Below are 19,288 nucleotides of genomic sequence, written 5' to 3'. Positions count from 1 at the left end.
GCGCCGGTTCCGTACGTCGCGCCGTACCGCGTTCCTCGCCCTCCTCGCCATGACCGGCGGCCTGCTGTTCGCCACCCAGCAGCCCGCGGCGGCCGGGGCGAACCTCGTCAAGAACCCCGGGTTCGAGACGCCGGGCGCGGACGCCATGCCGTACTGCTGGGAGCGGTCCGGCTGGGGCGACAACGACTTCTCCTTCGACACCGTCGCCGACGCCCACTCCGGCACCGCCGCGCTGAGGGTCGCGCTGACCCGCCGGACCGAGGGCGACCGCAAGGCGCTGATCACGGAGTCCGCGGAGTGCGCGCCCGCGGTGGTGCCGGAGCGGCAGTACGACCTCTCCCTCTGGTACAGGTCGACGACCCCCGACGCCGCGATCACGCTCTTCCGCCATGACACCACGGCGGGCTGGCAGTACTGGACCGACCTCAAAACCCTTGACCTGAGCGCCGGTTACCAGCGGGCCGAGGTCCGTACACCCGTCATTCCGCCCGGCACCGACCGGATCACCTGGGGCGTGTCGGTGTACGGCACGGGCAGTGTGACCACCGATGACTATGTGATGGAGGAGGTCGCCCCGCCGCCCGTCGAACCGGAGTGCACCGGCACCGCCGAGGAGTGCGCCAACGGCCGCTGGCAGGTGCTGCCGACGGAGAACCCGGTGCGTTCGATGCACTCGGTCGTGCTGCACAACGGCAAGGTGCTGCTGATCGCGGGCTCCGGCAACGACCCGGAGATGTTCGCGGCCGGTACGTTCACCTCGGCGGTCTACGACCCGGCGGACGGCTCGTACCGTACGGTCCCCACCCCCGACGACATGTTCTGCTCCGGCCATGTCCAGCTCTCCGACGGCCGGGTGCTCGTGATGAGCGGCAACAAGGGCTATCCGTCGGCGGACGGCACGGTCGGCTACCAGGGCTTCAAGGACTCGTACGTCTTCGACCCCGCCACCGAGACGTACACCAGGACCAATGACATGAACGACGGGCACTGGTATCCGTCCGCCACGATCATGGGCAACGGCGATGTGATGTCCTTCGGCGGGCTGCGCGAGGACTCCAGCGGTTCGGTGACCGCCGAGCGCTGGTCGGCGGCGCAGGACAAGTGGCTGCCGATGGGGCAGGTCAACCAGACCTGGTCGTACTGGGGGCTGTACCCGTCGATGATCCTGATGCAGGACGGTCGGCTCTTCTACTCCGGCAGCCATGTCTTCGGCAACGGCACGCCGGGCACCGGCTCGTCGGTCTACGACTACGACGCCAACACGGTGACCGAGATCCCGGGTCTCCAGAACAAGGACGAGCGCGACCAGTCGGCGAGCGTGCTGCTGCCGCCCGCGCAGGACCAGCGGGTGCTGACGATCGGCGGCGGCAATATCGACTCCAACCCGGAGGCGAACCGCCTGACGGATCTGATCGACCTCAAGCAGCCCAACCCCCGTTACACCCCCGGCCCGTTGCTGCCGCAGGGCACGGTCGACCTCGGCAACGGACCGCAGCCGCAGACGGGGGCGCAGGGCAAGATGTACGGCTCCGCCGTGCTGCTGCCCGACGGCAAGGTCCTGGAGACGGGCGGCGCGCTGCACAACCGCGCCAACCCCGTGTACGAGTCCTCGCTGTTCGACCCGGTGACGGACACCTTCGATCCGGTGGCGGTCGACCCGGAGGCGCGCGGCTACCACTCGTCGGCGTTCCTGCTCCCGGACGGCCGGGTGATGACGACCGGCGACAACCCGGGCAACGGCTCCTGGAACCATCAGGTGTCGCTCTACACCCCGCCGTATCTCCTCAAGGGGCCACGCCCGCGGATCACTTCACTGATCGACAATCAGTGGCTCTACGGCGACACGCAGCGGATCACGGTCGACCGGCCGATCGCCAAGGCCGAACTGATCCGGCCGGCGGCGGTCACCCACTCCTCCGACCCCAACCAGCGGTTCGTGGACCTTCCGCTCTCGGTGGACGGGAACAACGTCGACCTCAATGTCACGAGCAACCCGAATCTGGCGCCTCCCGGCTGGTACATGCTCTTCGCGGTCGACGCCAACGGCGTTCCCTCGGTGGCCGAGTGGGTACATCTGGGCGGGCCGCCGGCGCTCGCCGGCCAGGCGGCGGAGTCGGCGCACGTCCACGACTTCGCGGGGGAGCTCGCGAAGAGCCCAGAGAAGCCGCGGAAGAAGCGGACCTCGGCGCCGGTGAGCCCGCGGGTCGCGGGGTGCGACCGGCACTACGGCTCGGCGAACGTCTGCGTACCGACGGTCTTTCCCGAGACGGTGCGGGGCGGCACCAAGGCGGCGACGACGAAGGCGCGCTGCGACTGGCTCGCGGCGAACGACTACGGGCGGCTGAAGGTCAACGGCGGGGACGATCCGCTCCGGCTGGACCCGGACGGGGACGGGGTGGCGTGCGGGAAGGGGGACTTGAGGCGGCGGAGCTGAGGCACCGCGTACGCGCCCCCCTCGTACTTCATTGCGATGTCAGTGCTCCGCCATATCATCTGTTCCAGATGTTCCCGGTCGCGGTCCTACGATGCGATCGTGGTCGACAACGCGAGGGGGGCGTTGATGTCCGACGTGGAATCCGGTTCCGGCACACCCGGGCTGCGGGGTATGGAACGGCTGTCGCGAGACCTGCCCCACGGGGTGGAGCTGTTCCATCTCAAGCCCGAGGGCAGTGTGCTGTTCGCCGACCGGGACGGGGCGCGCGAGCTGGGCCCGAGCGAGGAGTTCCTGCGCTTCATCGACGACGGGCAGTTCGCCCACTATCTCGTCGGTGACGCGCGGACCTCGCCCGAGCGCCCGTCCAACGCCACGTTCAAGCTCGGGGTCGTCGGCCCGCGCAGCGCGTTCACCCCGCACGCGCACGGCGGCGAGCACATCGTGCTCAGCCTCGGCCACGCCGCCTGCGGTCTCTACGACGCGCCGCGCGGCCGGGTCACCGAGATCCGGCTGTTCCCCGGGGCCATGATCCGGATCCCGGAGATGATGCCCCACTCCTTCGCCAACCGCGGCTCGAAACCGCTGAACATCCTCGCCGCCAACACCGGTTTCGGTATCGACCACGAGGATTACGCGATCACCGCCGACGAGGCCGAGCGCCGCGCCGTGGACGAGGCCGGTGACGACGGCATACGGCACGGCCACGGCACGCTCGGCACCGTCACGCGCGTGGGCACCGACTACGGGCTGCTGGCCGCCGCGCTGCGCGACATCGAACGTATCCAGCGCGTCAGGGGCATCGGCGCCACCACCGTGCGGGAGCGTCTCGCCGCCGGGCTCCGGCGCGCCGCGTCCGCACTGGAGGGCCCACGATGATCTGCCCGTTCTGCGAGACGAGCCTGCTCTACAAGGAGCGGCCCAACCGCAACTGCTCCCGGTGCAAGCGGCGGTTCGCCCTGGAACCCAAGACCAACTCGCTGCGGATGAGTGATGTACGGGTCCGCCGCCTGCTGGAGAAGCGCACCGACGGCGGCCGGCTGAAGATCTCCGTCAACCAGCTCGGGGCCGCGGCGCTGCCCAGGACGGCGCCGGGCAAGAGCCAGAGCCCGGTCGCGGAGGCCCTGGGATGTCTGTGGGTCCCGCTGCTGGTCGGCATTGTCATGATCATCGTCGGACTGAGCGCCGCGGAGATGGGCGCGTTCGCCATCTTCGGCGGGATCCTCGTCCTGATCTTCATCCTCGGTGTGTCCGCCGCCCTGATAGGCGGCAGGAAGGAACGGACGACGGATCCGCTCAGCGGGTTCCGCTCGCTCATGCGGCACGACTGGACGGATGTGTACGGTTCGCTGCCGCCCGGGGTCGTGGAGGACTTCCCGTACCGCGCCGTCCATGTGCCGGAGGGCGCGCGGATCGCGCTGCTCTGCCCCGACCGGGCCATCGCCGCCTTCCTGGTCGCCAATGGGATACCGGAGCGGTACGGAGTCGTGGTCACCACCGAGATCGAGCGGCTGCCGGAGGGCATGCCCGTCGTCGTCCTGCACGACGCGAGCGCGCCCGGCTGCCGGCAGGTCATACGGACGCGTGCGGAGCTGCCCGGCCGTACGGTGATCGACGCGGGGCTGCCGCCGCGCGCCGTCATGGGTACGCCGGGCGCGCCGGCGAGGCGCGGTGACAAGCCGGCCCGGGACCTCATCCAGTGGCTGGGCGAGAGCGGCACGCTCACCAAGGCCGAGCTGGACTGGCTGGCCAGGGGCTGGACGGTCTCGCTCGTCGCCGTCCGGCCCGCCAGGCTTCTCGCGGCCGTCACCAAGACCGTCGAACGTGTGGCCGCCACGACCCGTACGGACCCCGAGCGGCGCGAGGCGGAGGCCATCGGATTCCTCACCTGGCCCGGCGAGGCCGGCCGATGACCCCACGCGTCGCCGGGGGCATCGGCGACCGGCTGCTCGACCGCGCGCTCGCCACCGCTGTCGAACGCGCGGGCGCGCCCGGCCGGATCCGGTTCACCGAGCTCCAGTTGTACTACGAGATGTGCCGCGTTGTGCGCCCGCTGCACGCGGTCCCGCGCAGGCTCCCGCTGACGCCCGCGCCGCCCGTACGGTACGAGCGGTTCGAGGAGGCCCTGCGGCGGTACGGCGCGGTGCCCGGACTGCTGGCGTCCGGGCCTGAGCCGGACCCTGCCCAGGTCCGCGAGCCCTCGGAGCCCTCCGAGCCCGATCTCTACGACTACGGACTGCCCCGGCTGCTCGTCTGCCAGAGCCGCCGTGTGGCCCGGATGCTCCTCGCCAACGATGTGCATCTGGAGGCCGCCTGCCCGGTGTTCGCCGCCGACGATCTGCCGCTCGACCCCCGGCTGGTGACCGGTCTTGGCAGGGTGGACGGCGCCACCGTGCACGTACTGCACGACGCGAGCGTGGAAGGCATCGCGCTCACCGCGCGGGTGCGCGACGCGGTCCCCGGCGTACGGGTCGCCTCGATGGGTCTCGTACCCCGGCACGCCACCGCGCTGCATCTGATCTCGCCGCGCGGCCCGGCGCCGGGACCCGGCCCGCTGACGCTGCCCGCCGCGCTCGAACCCCGCGAGCGGGACTGGCTCGCCGAAGGGCGCTTCGCCGAGGTGGAGTCCGTCCCGCCGGCCCGGCTGCTGCGCACCGTACTGCGGCTCGTCCGCGGACCGAGGACGCCGAGCCACTCGGTGTGGACCGGGCTGCGTGAGCTGCGTACGGCGGGATTCATGACATTGTCGTCAGTCGCCTACGCTCCGCGTGGGCTCCTTCCTCCGCCTTGCGATCCACGGCACCAGACCCCGCTCCCTGATCCGGCCTGATCCAAACGAAAGGCCCTAGAGGCGATGAACCGGCCCCGCGAGACCCCGTACAGGGATGAGCTGCTCGCCGACAGCAGCGTCCACCGCCGCTACGAGGACGGACGTGAGGAATGGCGGCGGCGCGACGGCGGCACGCGCGTGCGCTGGCACGACAACCAGGGCGCTTCCGGCACCGACGAACAGCTCGGCGGGCGCATCATCAAGCGCAGTTACTCCGACGGCAGGGTGACCTACGGCCGGGACATCGGCTACGGCCGTACGGTCTGGGACCGGGGCGGGACGGTGCTGGTCAACAGGACCTCGTTCGGCGGGCGCATGGGCGTGCTGCTGGGCGGGCTCGGGTTGGTCACCCTCGCCCTCACGGCCGCCCAGCTCCCGCCGGAGGAGCTCACGCCCGAAGAGGAGGAGGAGCTGCGCCAGCAACAGCAGGCGGCGCCCCAGAACTCCTCCGGCGGCGGCGACGCGGGCGGCGGCGGTTCGAGCGACGGCGACGCGGGCGGCGACGGCGGCGACTGGGATTCCAGTGACGGCTGGAACTCCGACGACGGCGGCGGCTGGAGCGACGACGACTTCGGGTAGTCCGGCCCGCCGGCCGGCCGGCCGTGTCTGCCGGCCGGACAGGCCGTAGGAATTCGTGCATCGAGGGGAATCGAGAGGAGGGGCGACCGTGGCGCGCTTCTGTGCCTGCCTGGCGGCGACACCCGAACGGGCGGCGGGACATCTCGCGGCGATGGGCGCCGCCGTGGGCGCCGGTGCGCCGGGCGCGGCGTTGATCCAGGACGAACCGGGCCATGCCACCGGCCCGTTCACCGCGTACGGCCGTACCGCCGTCGGCGAGGTCACCCTCCACAACCGGTCCGCACTCTTCGCCGCGCTCGAACGCGCCGACGCCCCCGCCCCGCCCGGCTGCCCGGACGGCGAGCTGCTGCTGCGCTGCTGGGTACGGCTCGGCGCGGCCGGGATCCGGGCGGCGGAAGGCATGTTCGCGCTCGCCGTCCACGACGCCGGTGAACTGGTCCTGATCCGCGACCACATGGGCGCCCGCACGCTGTTCTACGCCCGCGCCGACGACTGCTGGGCCGCGTCCACCTCGCTGCGCGCCCTGCGCCGCTGGCCCGCGCTCGGCACCGGCCTCGAACTGGCCGCCGTACGCTCCTTCCTGACCTTCGCCTACCTCCCCGGCGAGGAGACGCTGCTGCGCGGCGTACGCGAAGTGCTCCCCGGGCGCTGTCTGCGGCTCGCGGCGGACGGGGCCGTCACGGAGGAGCCCTACTGGGAGCCCCAGGAGCTGATCGAGGACGACGGCGCGCCGCCCGAGAGCTACGCCCTGCGCCTGCGCGAGCTGCTGGAGGAGGCCACGGCGTGCCGGCTGCCGGAGGCCGAGGCCGTGGGGGTGCTGCTCTCCGGCGGGGTCGACAGCTCGCTGGTGACCGCGCTCGCCGCCAAGCTGCACGCCCATCCTGTGCACACGTACTCCATCAGCTTCGGCGACGAACTCCCCAACGAGCTGGGCTACTCGGGCCTGGTCGCCCAGCACTGCCACACGCGCCACCGGGTGCTCACCGTGTCCGGCGACGCCGTGGCCGCGCGGCTCGCGGAGGCCGCGGCCCTGCTCGACAGCCCCGTCGGCGATCCGCTGACCGTGCCGAATCTGATGCTCGCCGAGGCCGTGGCGGGCGACGGACTGCGGGTCGTGCTCAACGGGGAGGGTGGCGACCCGGTGTTCGGCGGGCCGAAGAACCTGCCCATGCTGGTGTACGAGATGCACCGCGGTGAGGTGGCGGGCGGCGGCGCCGAGGACGCGCGCGAGATGGCGTATCTGCGCTCGTACCGCAAATGCTTCACCGATCTGCCCGAGCTGCTCACCGCCGAGGCGCTGGACGCCCTCGCCACCGCGCCGGGGCCCGAGCGGTTCGTCGCCCCGTATCTGCGGCCCGCGGCCCGGGACGGCAGGATGGACCATCTGCTCAACCAGCTGCTGCACTGCAATCTGCGCACCAAGGGCGCCCATCACATCCTCACCAAGGTCGAACGGCTCACCGCCTCCCAGGGGATCCAGGGCCGCGCCCCGCTCTTCGACCGCCGGGTGGTGGACCACGCCTTCGCCACGCCGCCCCGGTGGAAGCTGAACGGCGCGGTCGAGAAATGGGTGCTGAAGGAGGCCGTGCGGGACCTGCTGCCCGACACGGTCGTGGACCGGCCGAAGAGCGGTATGCGGGTGCCGGTCCAGCAGTGGCTCGGCGGGCCGCTGCGGGAGCTGGCGGGCGATCTGCTGCTGGGCCGCGAGGCGCGCGCCCGCGGGCTGTTCCGGCCGGACACGGTGCGCTCGTGGATGCGGGGGGAGGGCACGCTGCTGCCCAGGCAGGGCGGCAAACTGTGGCTCGTGCTCACCCTCGAACTGTGGCTGCGCGCCTACGACATCAGCTGATGGAGGCCCCCTTGAACACCGAGCCGGACACCGGTCCGTACGCGGATCTGTACACCGCGCCGGAGGCGTCGGACGTCACCGTGCCGCTCATCGACCCCCGTACCGGCCGGATACGCGGCAGCTCGCCCGTCGCCCGCGGCCCGCAGGTCACCGCCGCGGTCGGCGCGGCCCGCCGGGCCTTCGACGGCTGGCGGGCGCGCACCCCGAGGGAGCGGTCCCGGGCGCTCGACCGGCTCGCCGGGCTGATCGAGGAGCACGCCGACCAGTACGCCGCGCTGGAGCGGGCGGGCACCGGCAAGCCGGCGCACGAGGCGGCCGGCGAGGTGGCGAACGCGGCGGACCTCTTCCGCTTCTACGCATGGGCGGCCCGCACCCAGCCCGCGCCCGCCGCCGGGAGCTTTGTCGCCGGGCACGAGAGCTGGGTCCGCTGGGAGCCGCTCGGTGTGGCCGGGGTCGTCGTCCCCTGGAACTACCCGCTGATGATGGCTACTTGGCGTTGTGCGCCCGCGCTCGCCGCCGGGAACACCGTCGTCGTCAAGCCCGCGGAGACCACCCCCGACTCGCTGCTGCTGCTCGCCGAGCACGCGGCGGAGGCGCTGGGCGAGGCGGTCGTAGGGACCCTGCCCGGCGACCGGGAGACCGGACGCCTGCTCGTGGCGAGCGCGATCGACATGGTGGCCTTCACCGGGAGCGCGGCGGCAGGGGCGGATGTGGCGGCGCGCGCGGGCACCCGGCGCGTCAGCCTGGAGCTGGGCGGCAACAGCCCGGTCGTCGTCCTGCCGGACGCCCCGGAGGACACCTGGGCGGAACTGGCGCTCGCGACCACGTACAACGCGGGCCAGAGCTGCGCCGTCCCGGCGCGGGTGATCACCCTCCGCGAGAACTACGAGTCGGCCGTGTCCCTGCTCGGCGACGCCATGCGGGAGCGCCGGGCGGGCCGGGACTTCGGGCCGCTCAACAACGCGGACCAGGCGGCGCGTTACGACCGGATCGTCGCCGCCTCGGCGGCGAAGGTGACGGCCACGGCCGGGAGCGCGCTCGGCACCGGCGAGGAGGGCGGCTTCTGGCGGCCCGCGTGCGTGCTCGCGGAGCTGCCGGACGACGATCCTGCGGTGGTGGACGAGGTGTTCGGCCCGCTGCTGACGGTGCAGGCGGCGGACAGCGTGGAGGAAGCCGTGGCGCTGGCCAACGGGGTGCCGCAGGCGCTGGCCGCCAGCGTATGGACCCGGGACGTGGCGGCGGGGCTCGATCTCGCCGGCCGGCTGAACGCGGGCGAGGCGTGGCTCAACTGCCATCTCGTCCAGACGGCGGAGCTGCCGCACGGCGGCCGGGGTTCGTCGGGGCACGGTACGGACCTGAGCACGCTGGCCCTGCACGAGTACCAGCGCCCGAAGACGATCACGGCGCGCCTGACGCTGACGCCTCGCTTCCGCTGAGGGGGACGTGGCCAGTCGGCCGTCAGACCGTGCTGATCGTGGCGAACGCGCCCCACAGGACGGGGGAGTGCTCGACCGTACGCAGCTCCCGCCACGCGGCCGGCCGCTCCCGCTGCCAGTCGCCACGGGCGAGGACCGCGTCGTCCCGCTCGTGCGCGGCGTCGATCGCGCAGACCGCGTCCAGGACCATCGCCCGGGGGCGGGCGCCGCGCGGAGCGGTGCGCGCCTGGGGCTCCTTCGCGCCGGCCTCCGCCCCCGCCTCCGTACCCGTCCCTCCGGTCAGAGCGGTGGCCAAACCTGGGATCGGTAGGTCCCGTACGGGCTCCTGCCGTCCCCAGGGTTCAGAGGCGCAGACCGTCGGCGACGCTGTCCAGAGCGTCGTGGACCAGGACGCGCAGATCGTCCTGGTTACCGCGCTCGCCCCAGTAGAGAGTGACCTCGCGCACCACGCTCAGCATGGCCGCGATGAAGATCCGCAGTTCCAGATCGTCGGGCGCGCGGCCCGTGCGCTCCGCGAGCACATCGCCGAGCAGCTTCGCCGACACCGACATGGTCTCGGTCATCCGGGCACGCACGGCCGGGACTTCGACCATCAGCTTCGTGCGCTGTATCGCCTCGTCGTACTCGCTGGTCAGCATGGACTGGAGAGTCTGGTCGAAGAGGAAGCGAATGGATTCGAGGGGGGATTCACCGGCCGGCCGGGAGCGCAGTACGGACGCCATGACCGGGTCGTACTCGTCGGTGAGGACGATGTCCTCCTTGGTCGGGAAGTAGCGGAAGACGGTGGACGGGGAGACCTCCGACGCCTCCGCGATCTGCTCGACGGTCGTCGCCTCGTACCCCTGCTTCGCGATCAGCCGGAAGGCGGCTCCGCGGATCGCGGTCCTGGTCTTGAGCTTCTTGCGTTCACGCAGGCCGGGCTGGGGCTGCTGCGCCGTGAGGGGGGTGTGTGAGATGGCGGCCATGCTTCTCATTGTCGGTCATCCCCGGGCGCCGGGGCCATGTGCGGACCGGGATCCGTATGCGTCAGGAGTGCTGGTACGCCACGAGCGAGATGCCGACGAAGTGCGTGACGAACGCGGCGAGGGTGAAGGAGTGGAACACCTCGTGGAAGCCGAACCAGCGCGGTGACGGGTTGGGGCGCTTGAGTCCGTAGATCACGCCGCCCACGCTGTAGAGCAGCCCGCCGACGACCACGAGCACGAGTACGGCGATCCCGCCGGCGCGCATGAAGTCGGGCAGGAAGAAGACGGCGGCCCAGCCCATCGCGATATAGCACGGGGTGTAGAGCCAGCGCGGCGCGCCGACCCAGAAGACCCGGAAGGCGATGCCCGCCGCGGCGGCGGCCCACACGGCCCAGAGCAGGGTCCGGCCGGTCGAGTCGGGCAGCAGCAGCATGGTCAGCGGGGTGTAGGTGCCCGCGATGATCAGGAAGATATTGGCGTGATCGAGCCGGCGCAGGACGGCCTCGCCGCGCGGGCCCCAGGTGCCGCGGTGATATATCGCGCTGACGCCGAAGAGCAGGCACGCTGTGAGTACGTAGATCCCGCACGCGATACGCGCGCGGGTCGAGTCGGTCAGGACGATCAGGGCCGGTCCCGCGATCAGCACGGCGGGGAACATCCCGGCGTGCAGCCAGCCGCGCAGTTTCGGTTTGACCGGGCTCGGCGGCTGGATCTCGACGGGCCCCTCCTCCGAGCGCGGGGGGACGGTCCGCGAGGGGTTGTCGAGTGGATCGGGAGCGGCGTTAGTCATGGCGTCATGCTACCTACGGGGCCGTAGGTTACGCCTCGGTACGGAAGATCCGAGGTGCCGTGTATGTGCCGTCGAGATGACGTGAGCGTGCCGCGCGAGTGGTGATGCTCACGTGTGAGGCCCTCTGGACAGATGGGCGGATCAGTCGGATGATCAAATGAGTGCGGTCGGCACCGGATGAGCGGCTACGAAGCATCCGGGTCGCAGCCCCCAAGGGGCACAACCTCAAACACCCTCATCAAGGAGCAATCGTGGCGCGCGACATCGCGGCTCCCGCTACCGTCCCCACCAACCACCAGGAGCTGATCTCCTGGGTCGACGAGATCGCAGCACTCACGCAGCCGGACAGGGTGGTCTGGTGCGACGGGTCCGAGAGCGAGTACGAGCGCCTGTGCGAGGAGCTCGTCGCCAAGGGCACCTTCACGAAACTTGACCCGGTAAAGCGGCCGAACTCCTACTACGCCGCTTCCGACCCCTCCGACGTGGCACGCGTCGAGGACCGCACCTTCATCTGCTCCGAGAAGGAGGAGGACGCGGGCCCGACCAACCACTGGAAGGCGCCGGCGGAGATGCGGAAGATCTTCACGGGGGACGAGGGTGTCTTCCGCGGTTCGATGCGTGGCCGGACCATGTACGTCGTGCCGTTCTGCATGGGCCCGCTGGGCTCATCGCTCTCCGCGATCGGCGTCGAGATCACCGACTCCGCGTATGTCGCGGCCTCCATGCGCACCATGACCCGCATGGGACAGCCGGTCCTCGACGAACTGGGCTCCGACGGCTTCTTCGTGAAGGCGGTCCACACGCTGGGCGCGCCGCTCGCCGAGGGCGAGGCCGATGTGCCGTGGCCGTGCAACTCGACCAAGTACATCTCGCACTTCCCCGAGTCCCGCGAGATCTGGTCGTACGGCTCCGGTTACGGCGGCAACGCCCTGCTGGGCAAGAAGTGCTACGCGCTGCGTATCGCGTCCGTCATGGCGCGTGACGAGGGCTGGCTCGCCGAGCACATGCTGATCCTCAAGCTCACGCCCCCGCAGGGTGAGTCGAAGTACGTCGCCGCGGCCTTCCCCTCCGCGTGCGGCAAGACCAACCTCGCCATGCTGGAGCCCACCATCTCCGGCTGGACCGTGGAGACCATCGGGGACGACATCGCCTGGATGCGGTTCGGTGAGGACGGCCGGCTCTACGCGATCAACCCCGAGGCGGGCTTCTTCGGTGTCGCGCCCGGCACCGGCGAGCACACCAACGCCAACGCGATGAAGACGATGTGGGGCAACTCGGTCTTCACCAACGTGGCGCTCACCGACGACGGCGACGTCTGGTGGGAGGGCATGACGGAGGAACCGCCCGCCCATCTCACGGACTGGAAGGGCAACGACTGGACGCCGGAGTCCAGCACGCCCGCCGCCCACCCCAACGCCCGGTTCACCGTCCCGGCCGGGCAGTGCCCGATCATCGCGCCCGAGTGGGAGGACCCCAAGGGGGTCCCGATATCGGCCATCCTCTTCGGCGGCCGCCGCGCCTCCGCCGTACCGCTGGTCACCGAGTCCTTCGACTGGCAGCACGGCGTCTTCCTCGGAGCCAATGTCGCCTCCGAGAAGACGGCGGCCGCCGAGGGCAAGGTCGGCGAGCTGCGCCGCGACCCGTTCGCCATGCTGCCGTTCTGCGGCTACAACATGGGGGATTACATGGGTCATTGGGTCAAGGTGGGCACAGACGCCGCGCGGGAAGGACGCCAGTCGAAGCTGCCGAAGATCTACTACGTGAACTGGTTCCGCAAGAACGACGCGGGCAAGTTCGTCTGGCCCGGCTTCGGTGAGAACAGCCGCGTCCTGAAGTGGATCGTGGAGCGGCTGGAGGGCAAGGCCGAGGGCGTCGAGACCCCGATCGGCATCCTGCCGACCAAGGAGGCCCTGGACACCGCGGGACTGGCGCTGTCGGACTCCGAGCTGGACTTCCTGCTCTCGGTCGACAAGGAGGTCTGGCGCGAGGAGGCGGCGCTCGTCCCCGACCACCTCAACACCTTCGGCGACCACGCTCCCAAGGAGCTGTGGGACGAGTACCACGCCCTCGTCCAGCGCCTGGGCTGACCCGCCGCCGCCCCCGACGGCCCCGCCCGTAACGGCACCCGCCGCCCCGCACCCCCGGAGCCCCCGCACGGCTCCGGGGGTGCGGCCCGTGTGCCCGTGCGCCGACGGACGCGAAAATCAGTTGTCATTCGCGAGGCGTGCGGCGAGCGTGTGCCGGATGAGCGATACCCCCTCGATCGACGCGGCGCTGGTACGGCGGCTGGTCGCCGCGCAGTTTCCCCAGTGGGCCGATCTGCCCGTACGGCCCGTGGACTCCGACGGATGGGACAACCGGACCTTCCACCTCGGTGACGCCATGACAGTGCGATTGCCCAGCGCGGAGGGGTACGTCGGACAGATCGACAAGGAACACCAGTGGCTCCCGGTGCTCGCGTCGCACCTGCCGCTCCCCGTCCCCGCCCCGCTGGCGAAGGGCGCGCCCGGCAGCGGCTATCCCTTCCCGTGGTCCGTGTACCGATGGATCCAGGGTGAGGTCGCGAGCGTCGAGCGCATCGGCGATCTCACCGAGTTCGCCACGGACCTCGCCGACTTCCTCGCCGCCCTCCAGCGGATCGACGCGACCGACGGACCGCCACCCGCGCGCCATGCCGGCTTCCGTGGCGGGCCGCTGAAGACGTACGACGCCGAGACCCGGCGGACGATCGAGGCACTGGGCGACCGCATCCCGGGCGACGCGGCGACGACGGTCTGGGAAGCGGCACTCCGAGCCACCTGGTACGGCGGTCCTGTCTGGTTCCATGGCGATGTCGCCGTGGGGAACTTGCTGGTCAGGGACGGCCGGTTGGCCGCGGTCATCGACTTCGGGTGCTCGGGCGTCGGTGATCCGGCCTGCGACACGGTGATCGCGTGGACGCTGCTGTCGGGAGAGAGCCGGCAGGCGTTCCGGGACGGACTCGGCGTCGACTCCGCGACCTGGGCGAGGGGGCGCGGCTGGGCGCTGTGGAAAGCCCTGATCACACTCGCCCAGCACATCGACACGGACCCGGTACAAGCGGCGGTGGCGAGGCGGGTCATGGAACGCGTTCTGAGTGAGTTCGAGGAGTCCGGCGTTGTCGGAGTCGTCCGAGTACGGCCGGGCCATCCACAACGCCGATCCTCCGCCTTGCGATGCTCCCCCGTGGCCTGAACGGCACGGGGGTACCCCCTGCACCGGACTGCCGCGGCCCCAACCTCACGGGTCAATACACCTAGCCGTAGTGGGCGATGAGCCGCACCCCGCCGGTGTCAGCGGCCCTCGCGGTCCTCCAGGTAGCGCGTGTGGGTCTCCTGTCTGCGCGCCTCCGCCTCCCGCAGCGCCGTCGCCAGCGCGCTCGCCTCGTCGTACAGCAGCGTCAACTGGCGTTCCAGGTGGCGTTCCGGCGGCTCGGTGCCCGGCTGGATACGGGTCCACCAGCGGGTGCGTACGAAGGTGTCCACCGACTCCGGGATGTCCTGGCGGATCGCGCGGGACAGGGTGTGGACCGCTTCCGGATCGGTGGTCAGGGCGTCCGCGACCCAGCCCGGTTCCAGGAGGGCGGTCAGCACCTCGTTCAGTTCGGTCAGCCTGCCCGAGGCCGCCGGAGGCAGGTCGACCTCGTCCAGGTAGGTGCTGAGTTTCCCGAAGTCGGCGCGCAGTTTGTCCAGTTGCTCGGCCGGATCGGTGAAGTCCGGGGCGTCCGGACGCTCCGGCGGGGCGAGCAGCGCGCCCGCGCCGTACAGCCCCGCGACGACCACCGGCCAGTACGCGCCCGCGAGTCCGGTGAAGGTGAGGGCCAGTCCCGCCAGCCCCGCCGCGCTGCCGGTGAGGTTCTTGCGGGACTCCAGGTATCCGAGAAATCTACTGGTAGCCACGGATCTCCTCGAAGGCCCCGTCGAGCGAGCCGCGCGTCGCGTCGAACAGCCGCCCGCCCGTCAGTTCGGCGATCCGCGTCAGCTCCGCGCGGTCTGAGTCGCCGAAGAGGATCGGGAAGACGGGCGTGGCCCGCTGGGCGGCCGGCAGCTTCGCGTAGAAGGCGTCGAAGTCGCCGGGACCGCTCCCCGCCGTGTTCTCGCCGTCCGTCATCAGCACGATCGAGGTGAAGGCGTCGGCCCCGCCCGTGCCCAGCCGCTCGTACGCCTCGCGCAGGCTGCTGTAGATGGCCGTGTCGCCGGACGCGGTCAGCGCCCCGGCGTCCGTACGGATCCCGTCCAGCGCGGCGGCCGGATCGCGCGGGTCCACCGTATGCGTACGGACCCGCTTCACCGACGAGCCGAACGGCATCAGCGTCACCTCCTCGCGGTCCCGGAAACGCTCCCCGGTCGCGGAGTCGTCCGTGCCGGTGAGCCCGGCCAGCGCCGCCTTGAGCCGGGACAGCCGCTCGCCCTCCATCGAGCCCGAGGTGTCCAGTACGTACACGGTGCGCGAGGGCCTGCGCAGCTGGTTCTCGTACGAGTCGAGCAGCCCGTCCGCGACCGAACGCGAGCCGGGGAAGGGCAGTTCGCGCCGCTTCTCGGTGTCCAGCCCCGTCGCGGGCTTCACCGACGGGACGACCGGGCGGCGGAAGGTCTGCTCGGTCAGCGCCCGCTGCGCCTGCGGGCCGCGCAGATACGAGGTGAGCGCCTGGCCGGACTCCCGCGCCTCCTGAGGCGCCGAAGTCAGCAGCGTCAGCGGGTAGTCGGCGGTCACCACCCCGTCTTTCGGGCGGATCACGGTGAGTCCGGTGTGGCTGTCGCGGTTCATGGAGAGCAGCACCGACTCGTAGTTGACCAGCGCGTCCACGCTGCCGCGCCGGGTGTACGCGGTCGCCAGCCAGCCGGAGGAACCGGAGGTGAGCTTCTGCCCGGTGAAGAACTCCTTCAGCTTCGGTGCCGCCCGGCGCACATCCGCGTCCGTCAGCGCGGACTGCGCGCCCGACAGCCCGGAGGCGACCGAGATCAGCGCGGAGAAACCGGAGTTGGAGCGTACGGGGTCGGTCATCCCGTACGTCAGCTTCCCGGCCAGCACCGCCTGATGCACCTGGGACCAGGTGACCTCGTCCGGCCGCCAGCCGAGCCGGGCGACGGTGGCCGCCTTGACGCCGAGGGCGACGGGGGAGGACATGACGGGTGTCTCGTTGGTGAGGCGCTCGGCCGCGCCCGGGTGCAGCCGCAGATAGTCGTTGGACGACAGCCACACCGCGTCGTACTTTCCGTCGGCCTTGCCGGACGCGATCAGCTCGGCGGCGTCCAGCGTGCCGGTCCAGGTGGGGCGTACCTTCACCCCGGTCTTCCGCTCCGCCTCGTCCAGCACGCCCCGCATATCGGCGAGTTCGCTGGAGGCGAGCACCCGCAGGGTGCCCGGGTGGTACGCGGTGTCGGCGCCGTTCTCAGGGTCCTTCGAACCGCCGCCCGACGAGCAGGCGGTGGCGGTGAGCAGGGCCGCGATCAGCGCGGCCGTCAGCCTCAGCCGTCGTCTCACTGAAGGCCGCCTTCCAGCGCGCCCGCGGACCGGGTCCGCTCCAGATGCGTGCTCGCGATCCGGAGCTCCGCCGTCAGCGACTCCACGGTCGACGCCATCGACTCCGTCGCCTGGATCTTGTACGTGTCGATCGCGTCCAGCGTCCGGTAGATCTGCTGGAACGCCGACCGCAGCGTCTCCGCCCCGACCGCCGGGTCCGCCGCGATGCGCTGGATCTCACCGCTCTGGGTGGCGAGCATCTCGGCGTTGCCCCGGATCAGGTCCTCGGTGGTCGAGCGCAACACGTTCACCTGCTCGGTCACCTTGCGCTGGTTGTCCAGGGCCGAGGCCAGCATCACGGCGATCCGCAGCGCCGAGACCGTGGTGGTCGCGGCCCGGTCGACGCCCTTGATCAGCTCCTCGTTGTTGCGCCGTACGACATCCATCGCCAGATAGCCCTGCGCGCACACCGCGAGCTGGGTCAGCAGGTCCTGGTGCTTCTGCCGGACGGGAAAGAGGACATCGGCGCGCAGCGCGTCGGCCTGCGCGGGGTCCGTCGCGTCGACCGCCGCGATGCGCTCGCCGATCGCGGTGTCGAGCGCGTCGGTGAGGACCGCGTACTCCTGGAGCTTGCCCATGGTCTCCCACAGGCGGGTGCGCTCGGTGTGCAGCGCGGCGTTGTCGCGCCGCAGTTCGTCCTGGCCGCCTCTGAGCGAGCTGACGATCCGGTTCAAAGTGGCCTGCGAGGAGGCGTACTTGGCGGCGTGGTCGCGCAGTCTGTTGCCGCCGGGCAGCCTGGAGAGGAGCCGGCGGGCGCCCTTGCCCGGGGTGTCGCGCGGGTCCAGGTCCTCGACCGTACGGCGCAGTTCGACGAGCGAGGACGACACGCGGGCCTGGGCGTCCTCGCCGCCGGACGCGAGCGAGCGGACCGTACGGTCCAGCATCCGGTTGGACTGCTGGGCGGCGCCGCGGATCTCACCGGAGCCGAGAGCCGCGATCTCCCCGATGCGCGTGGTGAATTCGGGCGAGCGCGCGTCGAGGCCGGCGAGCGAGCCGACATAGTCCGTGGCGCGCCGGGTCATCTCCTCGCGTACGGAGGCGTCGAGCGGTACCAGCCCCGCCGCCTGTTCGGTACGGACCGGGGCGACGGGCTCGGGCGGCGTGAGGATCAGCTCGTTCGGCGCGCCCGCCGTGTTCTCTGTGGTCATCTGGTCCCCCTGGGTGTGTGCGAATGCCGGGAAGGCATCAGGACCGGCTCCGCCGCGCCATCGCCTGGAGCCACTTGGTGGTCGGCACGGGCGCCTGGTGGACGCTGGTCAGCGTCTGATCGAGATAGGCCGTGTAGCCGGCGGTCGCGGCGGTGAACTCGGCCGGGACTCCCTGCGGGCGGAAGCCATGGCGTACCGCCAGCTCGCGCAGCCGTTTGTCGGTGGTGAGCAGCCCGCCGAGCGCGCGGCCGTCGTCGGTGAGCGGGACGAGGGTGTGGTCGCTGGTGACGGTGGTGTCCGGATAGAGCACCACTAGATCGCCGACGTCCTGCTTCTGGAGCAGCATCGAGGCCACCTGCGACTCGTACACCAGCACCAGCGGATTGCCGGCGCCGCTGATGAAGTCACGGAACGGCGCGTCGGAGCTGGTCTTCTGGGCGCCCTGCGGCGCGATCAGCTTCCTGAGCAGCGGTGCGGTGCGGTCGACGCCGCCGGCGTCGCTGACGAGTCCGCCGTTGGCTACGAAGGACGCGGCGGCGAGATAGAGCGCGCCGGAGTTGGAGGTCTCGGGGTCGGTGCTGCTGATGAAGACCGTCCCGTTCAGCTCGGCGTGCGCCGAGGCGCCCTTGAGCTGCTGCCAGGTACGGTCCGCGCGGACCGCGTCCAGGAACGGGCCCATCCGGAACGTGCCGCGCGCTTCCGCGCCCGGCTTCCCGTCGAGGGCGGCCAGCCCGTTGCGCGCCAGGACCTCGGCGACAGGGCGGTGCGCGACGACGACCAGCGGAGAGTAGAAGGGCCGCAGCACGCCGCCCTGCACCCCGTGCTTCGTGGCCAGTTCCTTGCCCGGCGCCTCGGACGCGGGAAAGGCGAAGTCATAGCCGGTGAGGGGCATTTCCTCCATGGCCCAGGAGCCGGAGGTCTCCGTCTTGACGGCGAAACCCTTGTCCGCCAGGGCCTTCACCACATCGGGGTCGGCGAAGAACTCGCTCTTCTCCGAACCGATCACACCCCGCACGGTCTTCGTTGCCGTGCCCGAGCCCTGGTCTTCCCGTCCTGCCACGACGGCCGCTGCCACGCCGCCGATCAGCAGCACCGCCAGAACGATTCCTACGATGCGTTTCACGGGGGAAGCGTGCTCCCAGAAGCCTATGTTCTGGGGGGAGTTGGGTGTACGGAAGGTGAAGGGGCGATCCCGGTGCGGAACCGGAGGGGTCCGTTCATCCGGGCGGACCGAAACCGCGCCGCGTCAGGTGTGGCACCCGGTCCGCGCGCCTCCGCGGCCCGTGGACCGGGGCCGTCAGTGGGCGCTGACGAGATGCGGTTCGTGCAGCGCGGCGGTGTGCGCGTCCATCCGCTCGGCGGAGAGGATCGCCGCCGCCGTGTCGGCGCGCGAGGCGGCGACGACCAGGGCGCGGCCCGCGAGGGCGAGGGCGCGGCGGTGCAGCGCGGCCGGATCGGCGCCGGTGAGCCCCGCGTGCCGGGCCGGTGGGGCCCCGCGCAGCCTGGCGATCTGTCCGGCGATGGACTCGGCGGCCTCGTCGAGACCGAGCTCGTCCGTGACGGCGAGCAGCGCGGAGAGATGCCCGGCGAGCTGGATGTTCAGCTCTTCCTCGCGGCTGCGGTGGGGAAAGTCGGCGGTGTCGGCCAGCGCGTGGACCGACTTGGTACGGATCGGCTCGTACATAGGAGGGCCTCCTGGCATGGTCAGGAGACCATCCT

17 protein-coding genes are annotated in these 19,288 nt (G+C 71.3%); 9 read left to right on the top strand and 8 right to left on the bottom strand.

All coding sequences use genetic code 11. The annotated features are described in order from the left end of the window. Nucleotides 1-49 precede the first annotated feature (49 nt). The 7 genes from IF11_RS0134450 to IF11_RS0134420 all read left to right on the top strand — a co-directional run bounded on the left by IF11_RS0134450 (nt 50) and on the right by IF11_RS0134420 (nt 9,125). Nucleotides 50-2,434: a galactose oxidase early set domain-containing protein gene (locus IF11_RS0134450; protein WP_030355743.1), complete on the top strand. Its 2,385-nt coding sequence runs from the start codon at nt 50-52 to the stop codon at nt 2,432-2,434. Between the two features lie 126 nt (nt 2,435-2,560). Next, nucleotides 2,561-3,310, top strand: coding sequence for a cupin domain-containing protein (locus tag IF11_RS0134445; protein ID WP_240627738.1), 750 nt, complete (start codon nt 2,561-2,563; stop codon nt 3,308-3,310). After that, a complete protein-coding gene (locus tag IF11_RS0134440) occupies nt 3,307-4,344 on the top strand; it encodes a hypothetical protein (RefSeq protein ID WP_030355741.1) in 1,038 nt (345 codons plus the stop codon). The genes IF11_RS0134445 and IF11_RS0134440 overlap by 4 nt, the downstream gene beginning before the upstream one ends. Next, nucleotides 4,341-5,261 (top strand): hypothetical protein, encoded by a 921-nt coding sequence (locus IF11_RS0134435; protein WP_063759285.1) that lies wholly within the window; start codon nt 4,341-4,343, stop codon nt 5,259-5,261. The genes IF11_RS0134440 and IF11_RS0134435 overlap by 4 nt, the downstream gene beginning before the upstream one ends. A gap of 24 nt (nt 5,262-5,285) precedes the next feature. Then, a complete protein-coding gene (locus IF11_RS0134430) occupies nt 5,286-5,840 on the top strand; it encodes a hypothetical protein (RefSeq protein ID WP_030355739.1) in 555 nt (184 codons plus the stop codon). 88 nt (nt 5,841-5,928) lie between these two features. After that, a complete protein-coding gene (locus tag IF11_RS0134425) occupies nt 5,929-7,689 on the top strand; it encodes an asparagine synthetase B family protein (RefSeq protein WP_030355738.1) in 1,761 nt (586 codons plus the stop codon). Nucleotides 7,690-7,700: 11 nt separating this feature from the next. Then, on the top strand, nt 7,701-9,125 hold the full coding sequence (locus tag IF11_RS0134420) for an aldehyde dehydrogenase family protein (protein WP_244888270.1): 1,425 nt from the start codon (nt 7,701-7,703) through the stop codon (nt 9,123-9,125). Between the two features lie 22 nt (nt 9,126-9,147). Here the strand turns inward: IF11_RS0134420 and IF11_RS0134415 are convergent, their stop codons facing one another. The 3 genes from IF11_RS0134415 to trhA all read right to left on the bottom strand — a co-directional run bounded on the left by IF11_RS0134415 (nt 9,148) and on the right by trhA (nt 10,880). Continuing rightward, nucleotides 9,148-9,420, bottom strand: a complete 273-nt coding sequence (locus tag IF11_RS0134415) for a hypothetical protein (protein ID WP_030355736.1) — start codon at nt 9,418-9,420, stop codon at nt 9,148-9,150. Nucleotides 9,421-9,466: 46 nt separating this feature from the next. Continuing rightward, the gene (locus IF11_RS0134410) at nt 9,467-10,090 is read right to left on the bottom strand and encodes a TetR/AcrR family transcriptional regulator (RefSeq protein ID WP_030355735.1); all 624 of its coding nucleotides are present in this window, start codon (nt 10,088-10,090) and stop codon (nt 9,467-9,469) included. A gap of 61 nt (nt 10,091-10,151) precedes the next feature. After that, entirely contained in the window at nt 10,152-10,880 is a 729-nt protein-coding gene (gene trhA / locus IF11_RS0134405) for a PAQR family membrane homeostasis protein TrhA (RefSeq protein ID WP_078491065.1), read from the bottom strand. A 251-nt stretch (nt 10,881-11,131) separates the two neighbouring features. On the opposite strand from trhA, the gene IF11_RS0134400 reads away from it, so the two are divergent. Then, the gene (locus tag IF11_RS0134400; RefSeq protein WP_030355733.1) at nt 11,132-12,967 is read left to right on the top strand and encodes a phosphoenolpyruvate carboxykinase (GTP); all 1,836 of its coding nucleotides are present in this window, start codon (nt 11,132-11,134) and stop codon (nt 12,965-12,967) included. Nucleotides 12,968-13,124: 157 nt separating this feature from the next. After that, a complete protein-coding gene (locus IF11_RS0134395; RefSeq protein ID WP_063759283.1) occupies nt 13,125-14,093 on the top strand; it encodes an aminoglycoside phosphotransferase family protein in 969 nt (322 codons plus the stop codon). A 98-nt stretch (nt 14,094-14,191) separates the two neighbouring features. Here IF11_RS0134395 and IF11_RS0134390 read toward each other — a convergent pair whose 3' ends face one another. The 5 genes from IF11_RS0134390 to IF11_RS0134370 form a co-directional block, all read right to left on the bottom strand. Continuing rightward, nucleotides 14,192-14,797 (bottom strand): hypothetical protein, encoded by a 606-nt coding sequence (locus IF11_RS0134390; RefSeq protein ID WP_030355731.1) that lies wholly within the window; start codon nt 14,795-14,797, stop codon nt 14,192-14,194. Continuing rightward, complete coding sequence (locus IF11_RS0134385) at nt 14,784-16,382, bottom strand: substrate-binding and vWA domain-containing protein (RefSeq protein ID WP_030355730.1); 1,599 nt, start codon at nt 16,380-16,382, stop codon at nt 14,784-14,786. The genes IF11_RS0134390 and IF11_RS0134385 overlap by 14 nt, the downstream gene beginning before the upstream one ends. Further along, nucleotides 16,379-17,569 carry a toxic anion resistance protein gene (locus IF11_RS0134380; RefSeq protein ID WP_030355729.1) on the bottom strand — a complete coding sequence of 397 codons (1,191 nt, stop codon included), beginning with the start codon at nt 17,567-17,569 and terminating at the stop codon, nt 16,379-16,381. The genes IF11_RS0134385 and IF11_RS0134380 overlap by 4 nt, the downstream gene beginning before the upstream one ends. A 37-nt stretch (nt 17,570-17,606) precedes the next feature. Then, the gene (locus tag IF11_RS0134375) at nt 17,607-18,692 is read right to left on the bottom strand and encodes a hypothetical protein (RefSeq protein WP_030355728.1); all 1,086 of its coding nucleotides are present in this window, start codon (nt 18,690-18,692) and stop codon (nt 17,607-17,609) included. A 174-nt stretch (nt 18,693-18,866) separates the two neighbouring features. After that, nucleotides 18,867-19,253 (bottom strand): SCO4983 family protein, encoded by a 387-nt coding sequence (locus IF11_RS0134370; RefSeq protein WP_030355727.1) that lies wholly within the window; start codon nt 19,251-19,253, stop codon nt 18,867-18,869. Nucleotides 19,254-19,288: the final 35 nt, after the last annotated feature.

The sequence above is a fragment of the Streptomyces scopuliridis RB72 genome, assembly GCF_000718095.1.
Classification (GTDB): Bacteria; Actinomycetota; Actinomycetes; order Streptomycetales; family Streptomycetaceae; genus Streptomyces; species Streptomyces scopuliridis.
The sequence above is the reverse complement of the archived record's forward strand: the minus strand, read 5'-3'. Positions and strand labels throughout refer to the sequence as shown.